The 12,338-nt window shown below is 71.7% G+C and carries 12 protein-coding genes; 9 read left to right on the top strand and 3 right to left on the bottom strand.

What is annotated here, in order from left to right; genetic code table 11:
* Positions 1–225: 225 nt before the first annotated feature.
* Together ACF08N_RS30915 and ACF08N_RS30910 are read right to left on the bottom strand one after the other, a co-directional pair.
* Positions 226–462 carry a hypothetical protein gene (locus tag ACF08N_RS30915; protein WP_392328011.1) on the bottom strand — a complete coding sequence of 79 codons (237 nt, stop codon included), beginning with the start codon at positions 460–462 and terminating at the stop codon, positions 226–228.
* Between the two features lie 38 nt (positions 463–500).
* Positions 501–830 (bottom strand): PadR family transcriptional regulator, encoded by a 330-nt coding sequence (locus tag ACF08N_RS30910; protein ID WP_392328010.1) that lies wholly within the window; start codon positions 828–830, stop codon positions 501–503.
* A gap of 254 nt (positions 831–1,084) precedes the next feature.
* On the opposite strand from ACF08N_RS30910, the gene ACF08N_RS30905 reads away from it, so the two are divergent.
* From ACF08N_RS30905 to ACF08N_RS30895, 3 genes are all read left to right on the top strand, one after another.
* On the top strand, positions 1,085–1,213 hold the full coding sequence (locus ACF08N_RS30905; protein ID WP_392328009.1) for a hypothetical protein: 129 nt from the start codon (positions 1,085–1,087) through the stop codon (positions 1,211–1,213).
* Between the two features lie 83 nt (positions 1,214–1,296).
* Complete coding sequence (locus tag ACF08N_RS30900; RefSeq protein ID WP_392328008.1) at positions 1,297–2,340, top strand: 3-isopropylmalate dehydrogenase; 1,044 nt, start codon at positions 1,297–1,299, stop codon at positions 2,338–2,340.
* Positions 2,341–2,597: 257 nt separating this feature from the next.
* Positions 2,598–3,686 (top strand): branched-chain amino acid aminotransferase, encoded by a 1,089-nt coding sequence (locus tag ACF08N_RS30895; protein ID WP_392328007.1) that lies wholly within the window; start codon positions 2,598–2,600, stop codon positions 3,684–3,686.
* A 24-nt stretch (positions 3,687–3,710) separates the two neighbouring features.
* On the opposite strand, the gene ACF08N_RS30890 is transcribed toward ACF08N_RS30895, so the two are convergent.
* Positions 3,711–5,132 carry a cytosine permease gene (locus tag ACF08N_RS30890; protein WP_392328006.1) on the bottom strand — a complete coding sequence of 474 codons (1,422 nt, stop codon included), beginning with the start codon at positions 5,130–5,132 and terminating at the stop codon, positions 3,711–3,713.
* Positions 5,133–5,274: 142 nt separating this feature from the next.
* On the opposite strand from ACF08N_RS30890, the gene ureA reads away from it, so the two are divergent.
* The 6 genes from ureA (at position 5,275) to cimA (ending at position 12,337) form a co-directional block, all read left to right on the top strand.
* Entirely contained in the window at positions 5,275–5,967 is a 693-nt protein-coding gene (gene ureA, locus ACF08N_RS30885; protein WP_392328005.1) for an urease subunit gamma, read from the top strand.
* Complete coding sequence (locus tag ACF08N_RS30880; RefSeq protein WP_392328004.1) at positions 5,964–7,697, top strand: urease subunit alpha; 1,734 nt, start codon at positions 5,964–5,966, stop codon at positions 7,695–7,697. The genes ureA and ACF08N_RS30880 overlap by 4 nt, the downstream gene beginning before the upstream one ends.
* A gap of 8 nt (positions 7,698–7,705) precedes the next feature.
* The gene (locus tag ACF08N_RS30875) at positions 7,706–8,722 is read left to right on the top strand and encodes an agmatine/peptidylarginine deiminase (protein ID WP_392328003.1); all 1,017 of its coding nucleotides are present in this window, start codon (positions 7,706–7,708) and stop codon (positions 8,720–8,722) included.
* A gap of 237 nt (positions 8,723–8,959) precedes the next feature.
* The gene (locus ACF08N_RS30870) at positions 8,960–9,133 is read left to right on the top strand and encodes a hypothetical protein (protein ID WP_392328002.1); all 174 of its coding nucleotides are present in this window, start codon (positions 8,960–8,962) and stop codon (positions 9,131–9,133) included.
* A 38-nt stretch (positions 9,134–9,171) separates the two neighbouring features.
* Positions 9,172–9,774 (top strand): TetR/AcrR family transcriptional regulator, encoded by a 603-nt coding sequence (locus tag ACF08N_RS30865; RefSeq protein ID WP_392328001.1) that lies wholly within the window; start codon positions 9,172–9,174, stop codon positions 9,772–9,774.
* Between the two features lie 949 nt (positions 9,775–10,723).
* Complete coding sequence (cimA, locus tag ACF08N_RS30860; RefSeq protein ID WP_392328000.1) at positions 10,724–12,337, top strand: citramalate synthase; 1,614 nt, start codon at positions 10,724–10,726, stop codon at positions 12,335–12,337.
* Position 12,338 lies beyond the last annotated feature (1 nt).

Genomic DNA, 12,338 nt, shown 5'->3' with positions numbered 1-12,338 from the left:
GTGCCCCGCAGAACCTGATGCGCTGGACGCTGACCCGCGCGATCAAGGAGACCCTGGTCCCGCCGACCGACTACACCTACCCGCACATGGGCTGATCTCAGGCCCCTTCGGACACCGCCCCCCTCCTGGACCCCCGAGCCAGGACGGGGGCGGTTCTCATGCCCTTGCGCGCCCGGGCGGCAAGCCGCCGACCAGGACCGTCCCGGGCGCGTGGGTCTCCGACAGTCAGGCGGCGACCAGCATCTTCCCCGTGTTCTCGCCGCGCAGCATGCCGACGGCCACCGGGAAGGCGAGGTGTCGCGTGTAGTACGCGCCGAGGATCACGGCGACGGTCATCATGCCCGTCTCCGTGAGATGGGCGCGCAGCTTCGCGACGGTGGACGCGATGTGCTCCGGCGGAACTCCCCGGATATGCAGGGCGGCTGACAGTGTGTCGAAACACGCCGACGGGGCGTCGGTCATGGTTTCCCCCTGGTGGACTTGTCTCCGCGGCGCGCGGGTCACGGCGGGGTCAGCCGTGCGCGCACAGCGGTGTGGAACTCGAGCCAGCTCGCCGTCTCGGCGGCGAGACGGGTGCGCCCCTCGTCGGTGAGCTGGTAGTAGCGGCGCCCCGGCCCGCGCCCGGCGGCCCGGAACTCGGCCGCCACCAGACCGTTCTCCTCGAGCCTGTTCAGTACGGGGTAGAGCGTCCCGCCCTTGATCTGCCCGAGACCCGCCTCGGCGAGCGCCTTCGAGATCTCGTATCCGTAGCTCTCGCCGTCGGTGAGGCAGGACAGGACGAGCAGGTCGAGTACGCCCTTGAGCCAGCTGGATCTGCGGTCTGCGGCCATGCCTGTATTTGATCACCAGCTAGGTAGGGAAGCAACCTAGGTAGGGATGGTGCGCCGTCTCAGATAGTAGGAAGTCCGAGTAATTGTGGAGACAGGAGCGCGCGGCTGTCCTAGCTTTGTAGGAGCCGAACGTCTCGCTCGATCCAGCGAATGGCGGCCGTGAGCCCGTGCCCGAGGCAGGCAACCCCTGCGGCACGCTCCCCGCCTCTTCCGGCGCCTTCGAAATCTCTTCTGATTCCAAGGAGTCGATCATCATGACCGCTGCGACCGTCCGCCGAGTCCGTCACTCCGCCCGTACGAGCGAAGCCGACCGCAAGAACGCCGCCGCAGCCCTGCAGCGCGCCCTCGACCGCCGGGACAACGGCGGCTCGACCGGCCACTGATCCGCGACGATCCCGCCCCGACACGCCTGTCCATATGGCGGACGCGCCGTGTCAATCAATGGGACGGGGAGTAGGGTGCCGACATGTCTCGCAGCCTCAATCTCGCAGTAGTCCCCGGTGACGGCATCGGCCAGGAGGTCGTGGCGCAGGGCCTGAAGGTCCTTGCCGCCGTCCTCCCGCAGGATGTGAAGCTGGAGACCAAGGAGTACGACCTCGGCGCCCGCCGCTGGCACCGCACGGGGGAGACCCTCCCCGACGCGGACCTCGACTCCCTCAAGGGCCACGACGCGATCCTGCTCGGCGCCATCGGCGACCCGTCGGTGCCGTCCGGCGTGCTGGAGCGCGGCCTGCTGCTGAAGCTGCGGTTCGCCTTCGACCACTACGTCAACCTGCGTCCGTCGAAGCTCTTCCCGAACACCGCGACCCCGCTCGCCGGCCGTCCGGACATCGACTTCGTCGTCGTCCGCGAGGGCACCGAGGGCCCCTACACGGGCAACGGCGGCTCCCTGCGCACCGGCACGGAGCACGAGGTCGCCACCGAGGTCAGCGTCAACACCGCGTACGGCGTGGAGCGCGTCGTCCGTGACGCGTACGAGCGGGCCAAGGCCCGTCCTCGCAAGAAGCTGACGCTCGTCCACAAGAACAACGTCCTCGTGTACGCGGGCCACATGTGGAAGAACATCTTCGACCGGGTCGGCCAGGAGTACCCCGAGGTCACGACCGACTATCTGCACGTCGACGCCGCGACGATCTTCTTTGTCACCCAGCCGGAGCGCTTCGACGTCATCGTCACCGACAACCTCTTCGGTGACATCCTCACCGACCTCGCCGCTGCCGTGACCGGCGGCATCGGCCTGGCGGCCTCCGGCAACATCAACCCGACGGGCGCATTCCCGTCGATGTTCGAGCCCGTCCACGGCTCGGCGCCCGACATCGCGGGCACCGGCAAGGCGGACCCGACGGCCACCATCCTGTCCGTCGCCCTGCTGCTGCGGCACCTGGGCTACGAGAACGAGGCCGTCCGCATCGAGGACGCGGTCGCCGCCGACCTGGCCGAGCGCACCCCGCAGAAGGTCCGCACGACGGACGAGATCGGCGACGCGCTCGCGGTACGAGTAGCGAGCTGACCCGCCGGACCAACGTTCCGGGGGCGTCCCCCGGACCCCCCAGAAGCCGCCGGGTCGCATTCCCACCGCGCCCGGCGGCTTTTCCTGTGCGGCCACCGGGTGCCACCATCGAACCCTGGGCCGCACCCACGCCTCCCTGACCGGTTCCCCACGCGCGATAATCGAACGTGGACCGTGTCGGCCGGCAATGCTCGGACGTCCAAGCAGTCGGCGTGGACGCGGTCCGCCACTGACAACCGGTGAAGGACACTGCACTCATGACGACGCCCACGATCGAGCTCAAGCCCTCCTCGCATCCGCTGTCCGACGCGGAGCGTGAGGCGATCCTGGCCAACCCCGGATTCGGCCGGCACTTCACCGATCACATGGTGACGATCAAGTGGACCGAGGGCCGCGGCTGGCACGACGCCGAGCTCGTCCCGTACGCGCCGCTGTCGATCGACCCGGCCAACATGACCCTGCACTACGCGCAGGAGATCTTCGAGGGGCTCAAGGCCTACCGCCGCCCCGACGGCTCGGTCGTCACCTTCCGCCCCGAGGCCAACGCCAAGCGCTTCCAGTCCTCGGCCCGCCGCCTGGCCATGCCCGAGCTGCCGGTGGACCTGTTCATCGCCGCCTGCGACGCGCTCGTCGAGCAGGACAAGGCGTGGGTGCCGGCGCACGGCGGCGAGGAGTCGCTCTACCTGCGTCCGTTCATGATCGCGAGTGAGGTCGGGCTCGGCGTGCGCCCGGCCAACGAGTACCTCTTCATCGTCATCGCCTCCCCCGCCGGCGCGTACTTCCCCGGCGGCGTGAAGCCCGTCTCGATCTGGCTCTCCGAGGACCGCGTCCGCGCCGTCCCGGGCGGCATGGGCGACGCCAAGACCGGCGGCAACTACGCGGCCTCCCTCCTCGCCCAGGCCGAGGCGGCCGCCAAGGGCTGCGACCAGGTCGCCTACCTCGACGCCGTCGAGCACAAGTGGGTCGAGGAACTGGGCGGCATGAACCTGTACTTCGTGTACGGCGACCGGATCATCACGCCCGAGCTCACCGGTTCGCTGCTCGCGGGCATCACCCGCGACTCGCTCCTCCAGCTGGCCAAGGACCTCGGCTACACCTCGGAGGAGGGCCGCGTCTCCATCGACCAGTGGCGGGCCGACACCGAGAACGGCACCCTCACCGAGGTGTTCGCCTGCGGCACCGCAGCGGTCATCACCCCGGTCGGCAGGGTGAAGTCCGCGGGCGGCGAGTGGACGCAGTCCGACGGCGAGCCGGGCAAGGTCACGATGACCCTGCGCAAGGCACTGCTGGACATCCAGACGGGCAAGGCCGAGGACGTCCACGGCTGGACGCACCAGCTCGGCTAGGTCCTTCCTCCGGAACGGGCCGGCTCAGGCTCCGGGCCCCGCACCCTGCACCGCAGGCTGCGGGGCCTGCTGCGTACGGGAGCCGGATGCCGCGTACGCGATGCCGCCCACCAGGCCCGACAGGATGAAGCTGCAGTCGACTCCGCCGGTCAGGGCGAGCAGCGGGCCCTCGTAGAGCGGGGTGGACACGGCCGCCAGACCCACCACCGCGCCCAGCGCCCAGGACGCCGTGGCGCGCGGGTGCCAGCCGGCGCGGAACCAGTAGGCGCCGCCGCGCGCACGCCGGTTGTAGACCTGGAGCGCCTCCGCGTCGTACGCGCCACCCAGACGGACGTGGGCCGTCAGCGTGATGACCGCCCACGGCGTGCCGATCGCCGTCAGCAGCAGCACGAACGACGTCATCGCGGACTGAGCGTCCCACACGAAGTGGCCGGCGAAGACGAATCCGGTCGCGACGACGGCGACGACCAGCGTGGCCCGGGTGCGCGTCGCCTTCGGCAGGATCGCGTCGAGGTCGAGGCCCATCGAGTACAGCATCAGACCGGCGTTGCCGACCGAACCGGCCGCGGCGGCGAGCAGCAGCGGGATCAGGTACCAGGCGGGGGAGGCGGCGACCAGCGGTCCCGCGTAGTCCAGTCCGGCGCGGGCGGCCAGCGCCGTGTAGGTACCGAAGAGTTGGGGCACGAGCAGACCGGCCGTCAGGCCCAGGCAGGTCGCCCGCAGGACCTTGCGCGGGCTGTGCCGCTCGGGCGAGATGTAGCGGGTGTAGTCGCCGAGCAGGGTGATGAAGGCGATCGGGCCGCTCAGACCGGCGGCGACGGCGGACAGCAGCCAGGTCGGCCAGAACGAGCCGAGCAGGTACGGGGTGTCCGGCGGGGCGGCGGTGGTCAGATCGGGCGCGTACGCGACCAGGCCGATCAGCAGTAGCACGGTCATTCCGACCGCGAGGATCCGGCTCATCCGCAGCAGCAGCCGGTAGCCGTACACCGCGCCGACCACCGTGCAGGCGGCGAGCAGCGCGTACACCACGGTGTGCGCGACGCCGCCCGTGGGCACGCCGGCGATACGGGCCAGCGTGCCGAGCATCACGTCACCGCCGATCCACAGGGTCAGCGCCGTGTAGCCGAGCGAGAGCAGCAGGCCGACCACCGAGCCGACGAGCCGGCCGCGCACGCCGAAGGCCGCGCCGCTGGACGTCGACAGATTGGTCGCGGTCCGCAGGGAGACGAGGGCGAGCGGTGCGGTGAACGCGACGCCCACGACGGTGCCCGCCACCACGGAGGTGACCGCGGGCCACAGGCCGAGGCCGAAGGAGACCGGCAGCCAGCCGAAGACGATCACCCCCAGGCAGAGGTTGGACCCAAGGAGGATCGATATGAGATCCCTGGGGGTGCTGGTGCGCTCCGGCTCGGGAATGGTGTCGACTCCGCGCTGCTCCACCGGCATAAGGCTGCCCCTCTTGCTCGCTGTTTGAGTGCTGCTCTAATTGAGTGCTGCTCAATGTGAGCGATACCGGGGTGTAAGTCAATGGTTTCGTTCGATGGCGGGTGCTTGTTAGAGTGGCACTCAAATCTGGAGGTGTGGTGACGTGAGACTGACCCCGACCGAGCGCGACCGGCTGCTGCTGTTCGGCGCCGCCGAGCTGGCGCGGGCCCGCCGCGCCCGCGGACTGCGGCTCAACGTTCCCGAGGCGACCGCGCTGATCGCCGACACCGTCTGCGAGGCCGCCCGCGACGGGCGGCGGCTGGCGGAGGCGATCGAGGCCGCCCGCTCGGTGCTCGGTCCCGACGACGTCCTCCCCGGCGTCGCGGACGTCGTCACCGAGGTCCACGTCGAGGCCGTCTTCGACGACGGCTCCCGGCTCGCGGTCGTCTCCGACCCCATCGGAGGCGGCGGGCTGGGGGAGAGCGCGCCCGGGGCCGTGATCCCCGGCCCCGCGGACCCGGACACCGAGCCGGAGGTCGTCCTCAGCGTGCGCAACACCGCGCCCGTGCCGGTCAGCGTCACCTCGCACTTCCACTTCTTCGAGGCCAACCCGCGGCTCCGCTTCGACCGGGCCGCCGCCTACGGCATGCGGCTCGCCGTGCCGGCCGGCTCCTCCGTCCGCTTCGACCCGGGCGGCGAGGCGGAGGTCGGCCTCGTGCCCATCGGCGGTGACCGGATAGCCATCGGGTTCGCGGGCCTGGTCGACGGACCGCTGGACGCGCCCGGCGCGAAGGACGAAGCCCTGCGCAGGGCGGCCGCCTGCGGCTACCTGGGCACGGAAGGAGCGACACGATGAGCAGGCCCACCAGGCACCACGACCACGACCGGCCCGCACCCCGCCGCATGGACCCCCACGAGTACGCCTCCGTGCACGGCCCGCGCGCCGGGGACCGGGTCGTCCTCGGCGACTCGGGACTGGTCGTGCGCGTCGAGTCGGACGCCCAGAAGCCCGGCGACGAGTTCCTGGCCGGCTTCGGCAAGACCGCCCGCGACGGCCTGCACCTCAAGGCGGCCGCTGTACGCGAGACCTGCGACGTCGTGATCAGCAACGTGCTGGTGATCGACGCCGTGCAGGGCATCCGCAAGGTCTCCATCGGCATCCGCGAGGGCCGGATCCACGCCATCGGCCGGGCCGGCAACCCGGACACCCTCGACGGCGTGGACGTCGTCGTCGGCACCGGCACCTCGATCGTCTCCGGCGAGGGGCTGATCGCGACCGCGGGCGCCGTCGACACCCACGTCCACCTGCTCTCGCCGCGGATCATGGAGGCGTCGCTCGCCTCCGGTGTCACCACCGTCATCGGCCAGGAGTTCGGCCCGGTGTGGGGCGTGGGCGTCAACTCGCCCTGGGCGCTGAAGCACGCGTTCAACGCCTTCGACGCCTGGCCCGTCAACATCGGCTTCCTCGCCCGCGGTTCCTCCTCCGACCCGGCTCCGCTCGTCGAGGCCCTCGCGGAGGGCGGCGCGTCCGGTTTCAAGGTCCACGAGGACATGGGCGCCCACACCCGGGCCCTGGACACCGCGCTGCGGGTGGCCGAGGAGCACGACGTCCAGGTCGCCCTGCACAGCGACGGCCTGAACGAATGCCTGTCCGTGGAGGACACGCTGCGCGTCCTGGACGGCCGTACGATCCACGCCTTCCACATCGAGGGCTGCGGCGGCGGACACGTGCCCAACGTGCTCAAGATGGCGGGCGTGCCGAACGTCATCGGCTCCTCCACCAACCCCACCCTGCCCTTCGGCCGGGACGCGGTCGCCGAGCACTACGGCATGATCGTCTCCGTCCACGACCTGAAGACCGACCTGCCCGGCGACGCGGCGATGGCCCGCGACCGGATCAGGGCCGGGACGATGGGCGCGGAGGACGTCCTGCACGACCTCGGCGCGATCGGCATCACCTCGTCGGACGCGCAGGGCATGGGCCGCGCGGGCGAGACCGTGCGCCGCACCTTCGCCATGGCCGGGAAGATGAAGGCCGAGCTGGGCCCCCTGGACGGCGACGGCGCGCACGACGACAACGCGCGCGTCCTGCGCTACATGGCCAAGCTGACCATCAACCCCGCCATCGCCCACGGCCTCGCGCACGAGATCGGCTCCATCGAGGTCGGCAAGATGGCCGACATCGTGCTGTGGCGGCCGGAGTTCTTCGGCGCGAAGCCGCAGCTGGTGCTGAAGTCGGGCTTCCCGGCGTACGGAGTCGTCGGCGACCCCAACGCCGCCACCGACACCTGCGAACCGCTCGTGCTCGGTCCCCAGTTCGGCGCGTACGGGGCCACCCCCGCCGACATCTCGGTCGCGTTCGTCGCCCAGGCGGCCGTCGACCTGGGCGCCGACCTGATGCCGACCCGCCGGCGCCGCGTGGCCGTACGCGGCACGCGGGGCATCGGCCCCGGCGACCTGCTCCTCAACTCCCGCATCGGAGACGTCTCCGTGGACGGCGGCACCGGGCTGGTCACGCTGGACGGCGACCCGATCCGCTCCGAGCCCGCAGACTCCATCTCCCTCAACCGCCTCTACTTCCTTTAGGACGTGACGTGACCTTCCGCATGCCGGCCGAATGGGCCCCGCACGAGCGCACCTGGATGGCCTGGCCCGGCCCCAACCCCACGTTCACCGACGACGGGGAGCTGGCCGAGGCCCGCGCCGCCTGGGCCGCGGTGGCCCGTGCCGTACGCCGCTTCGAACCGGTCACAGTGATCGCGGGCACGGGCCAGTCGGCCTCCGCCCGTGACCTGCTCGGCCCGGACATCGAGGTCGTCGAACGGGACCTGGACGACGCGTGGATGCGCGACATCGGCCCCACCTTCGTCACCGACGGCTCCCGACTGGCCGCCGTGGACTGGGTGTTCAACGGATGGGGCGCGGCGGACTGGGCCCGCTGGGAACACGACTCCAAGATCGCCCGCCATGTCGCCGACCTCGCGGACGTACCCGTCCACGCCTCCCCGCTGGTCAACGAGGGCGGCGCGATCCACGTCGACGGCGAGGGCACCGTCCTCCTCACGGACACGGTCCAGCTCGGCCCCGAGCGCAACCCCGGCTGGACCCGGCAGCAGGTGGAGAACGAGATCCACGCCCGCCTCGGCACCACAAAGGCGATCTGGCTGCCGCGCGGCCTGACCGGCGACTACGGCATGTACGGCACCCGGGGCCACGTCGACATCGTGGCCGCGTTCGCCGGCCCGGGCGTCGTGGTCACCCACACCCAGCCCGACCCGGCCCACCCCGACCACGAGATCTGCAAGGCGAACGTCGAGCTGCTGAAGTCGCAGACCGACGCGAAGGGTCGCCGGATCGAGGTCGTCGAGGTCCCGGCGCCGACGGTGCTGCGCGACGAGGACGGCGAGTGGGTCGACTACTCGTACATCAACCACTACGTCTGCAACGGCGGCGTGGTGCTGTGCGCCTTCGACGACCCTCGGGACGAGATCGCGGCGGGCATCTTCCGCCGGCTCTACCCGGGCCGGACGGTGACGCTCGTGGACGCCCGCGCGATCTTCGCGGGCGGCGGCGGTATCCACTGCATCACGCAACAGCAGCCGAAGGTCTGATATTCGCTGGTGACGGCCGCGGGCTGCGTGCCGGCCTGCGGCCATGCCACCCGTAGAACCCGCGACGGACCCCTACCGGATCCGGTCCCTCTACGCCGTCCCCGACGACGCGTGGCACTTGGAACTGTGGGAGGGCGGCGCCCACCTGCTCACCGCGATCGTGCCCGACGAGGATCCCCGCGGGAGCCGACCGTCTGCTTCGACGAGCAGGCGGGCCGCCGGGACATCCCGTACGACGTGGTGCGTCGCTTCATGGGCCAGGTCGCGGACGAGGAGTCGCTCGGCACCGTGGTGGAGGCCGCCCCCGGGCCCGGCCTCGCGGACGTGGCCGCGGACGCGGGCAGCGCCTCGCCGGAGGAGGTCCGGGCCCTGAAGGAACGGATGGCGGAGTACGGGTGGACGATCAGGTAGAACGTACGAGTGAACGCATCCTTCCCGGTGGTCGCCGCATGACCCCCGCACCCCGCCGCCGCAATGTCGCGCCCCCGCGCGAGGCGCTGCTCGCCGCGGCCATGGACACGATCGCCGAGCGCGGGCTCGAAGGGCTCACCATGGCCGGGCTCGGGCGCGAGGTCGGGATGAGCAGCGGGCACCTCCTCTACTACTTCCGCACCAAGGACGAGCTCCTGCTGCAGACCCTGGAGTGGAGCGAGGGCAAGCTCGGCGCCGAGCGCAGCGCGCTGCTGTCCCGGCAGGCGCCCGCACGCGAGCGGCTCGACGCCTACGTCGACCTCTACGTGCCCGACGGGCCGCGCGACCCCCACTGGACGCTGTGGCTGGAGGTCTGGAACCGCTCGCAGAACGCCGACGCCGACGCCCGCGGCCGGCAGGCCGCGATCGAGGGCGCCTGGCACCGGGACCTGGTGGCCCTGCTCGCGGAGGGCGTCTCGCGCGGCGAGTTCCGCGCGGTCGACGCCGACCGGTTCGCGGCGCGGCTGCGGGCGCTGCTCGACGGCTTCAGCGTCCACGTCGCCGTGGGGATACCGGGCACGGGGCGCGCGCAAGTGCTCGCGCACGTCCGGGACTTCATCGAGGACACCCTGCTGCCCTGACGGGCCCCTGGGGGTGTTTCTCCGACCCCGCCCCTTCCCGAACCTGAGGCTCCGCCCCGGCCCGACACCCGCTCTGCAGCCGCCGCCCGACGTCGCGCCCCGGCCCCGCCCGATGCGGCCCGCGGCCGTGCTCCCGTGCCCCGGTCCACCGGGGGCCGGCCACCGTCGGGTTCGGCCTCTCTTGCCGGCGTGCCGAGGCGGGGGCCGGCCGGGAGCATCCGTCCCAACCGGGGTGATGGGCCGTCAGGAACCTCCTTGCCGACGGGCCGAGGCATGCGCGGGAGCGGCCTCGGCCGGGGACTGGGGCCAGCCGCCGGAGGCAGGCCCCTTCGTGCCGGCGTGCCGAGGCGCGGGGCCGGCCCGGGCACCGGCCCGCGGGCGGCGTCCGATCTGGGCTTCGCCCGGGAACTTGCCGGCCTGCGGGCCGCGGCCCGGCCCCAGCACCTGTCCCACCGGGGGGAAAGGGCCGCCGGGCCCTCCGGGCCGGTGCGCGGCGCGCGACGTCGCGGCCCGGCCCGGCCCGGACCGGGAAGCCGGCCTGTGGACGGCGTCCAAGAGCCGGAGCTCCGCCGGAAGCGGTCCCGGCCGGGGCCGTGGGGCGGATCCGGAGCCCCACCGGCGATGGCGGGGCACGCCCCGAACGCTGGGGCGACCGGATCGTGAGACGTGTGTCCAGTGCCGTCGGCACCTGTGGCAGACTGCCACCGTGCTCTCGTTCGCCATGATTATCGGCAGCAGCGCGCCGGTCCGCAGTGACCGCTGACCCGTGGACAGCAATCCCGCGGCAGGCGGCACCGTGCCCCAGACCCGCGCGCAGACCTCTCGCACCCGCGAGGGGTTTTTTCGTTTTCACGGCCTCACCCACGGCTGAAGGCGAGACGCACGCGATGATGGGGGCAAGTGGAGCCAGACATTCCGGAGCCACTCATCCGACAGGAGTCAGGACAGCATGACCACCAACGCCCAGGACACCCACGTCGACGACAGTTTCCACGTCTTCGACACGACGCTGCGCGACGGCGCCCAGCGCGAGGGCATCAACCTCACGGTCGCGGACAAGCTGACCATCGCCCGGCACCTGGACGACTTCGGCGTGGGCTTCATCGAGGGCGGCTGGCCGGGCGCCAACCCCCGCGACACCGAGTTCTTCTCCCGCGCGCAGAAGGAGATCACCTTCCGGCACGCCCAGCTGGTCGCCTTCGGCGCCACCCGCCGCGCCGGGACGACCGCGGCCGAGGACCCGCAGGTCAGGGCCCTCCTCGAATCCGGCGCTCCGGTGATCACGCTGGTAGCCAAGTCGCACGACCGCCACGTCGAGCTCGCGCTGCGCACCACGCTGGACGAGAACCTGGAGATGGTCCGCGACACCGTCTCGTACCTGCGCGAGCAGGGCCGCCGGGTCTTCGTGGACTGCGAGCACTTCTTCGACGGCTACCGCGCGAACCCCGAGTACGCCAAGGCCGTCGTGCGCACCGCGCACGAGGCCGGCGCCGACGTCGTCGTGCTGTGCGACACCAACGGCGGCATGCTGCCCGCCCAGGTCCAGGCCGTCGTCTCCACCGTCATCGCGGACACCGGCGCCCGGCTCGGCGTGCACGCCCAGGACGACACGGGCTGCGCCGTGGCCAACACCCTGGCCGCGGTCGACGCGGGCGCCACCCACGTGCAGTGCACGGCCAACGGCTACGGCGAGCGCGTGGGCAACGCCAACCTGTTCCCGGTCGTGGCCGCGCTGGAGCTCAAGTACGGCAAGAAGGTCCTGCCCGAGGGCGCACTCGCGGACATGACCCGCGTCTCGCACGCGATCGCCGAGGTCGTCAACCTGACGCCCTCGACCCACCAGCCCTACGTGGGTGTCTCGGCCTTCGCGCACAAGGCCGGACTGCACGCCTCCGCGATCAAGGTCGACCCGGACCTGTACCAGCACATCGACCCCGAGCTGGTCGGCAACACCATGCGCATGCTGGTCTCCGACATGGCCGGACGCGCCTCGATCGAGCTCAAGGGCAAGGAGCTCGGCATCGACCTCGGCGGCGACCGGGAGCTGATCGGCCGGGTCGTGGAGCGCGTCAAGGAGCGGGAGCTCAAGGGCTACACGTACGAGGCCGCCGACGCGTCCTTCGAGCTGCTGCTGCGCGAGGAGGCGGAGGGCCGCGCCCGCCGCTACTACCGCACGGAGTCATGGCGCGCGATCGTCGAGGACCGCCCCGACGGCACGCACGCCAACGAGGCCACGGTGAAGCTGTGGGCCAAGGGCGAGCGCATCGTCGCCACCGCGGAGGGCAACGGCCCGGTCAACGCCCTGGACCGCGCGATGCGGGTGGGGCTGGAGAAGATGTACCCGCAGCTCGCGAAGCTGGAGCTGATCGACTACAAGGTCCGTATCCTCGAGGGCCGCCACGGCACCGGTTCGACGACCCGGGTGCTGATCACGACGGGCGACGGCACGGGCGAATGGTCCACCGTCGGTGTCGCGGACAACATCATCGCCGCGTCCTGGGAGGCGCTGGAGGACGCGTACACCTTCGGCCTGCTGCGCGCCGGGGTGGAACCGACGGAGTGAG

Origin of the sequence: Streptomyces sp. NPDC015127, assembly GCF_043080095.1 — a bacterium.
In the GTDB taxonomy this organism is placed as follows: Bacteria; Actinomycetota; Actinomycetes; order Streptomycetales; family Streptomycetaceae; genus Streptomyces.
The sequence above is the reverse complement of the archived record's forward strand: the minus strand, read 5'-3'. Positions and strand labels throughout refer to the sequence as shown.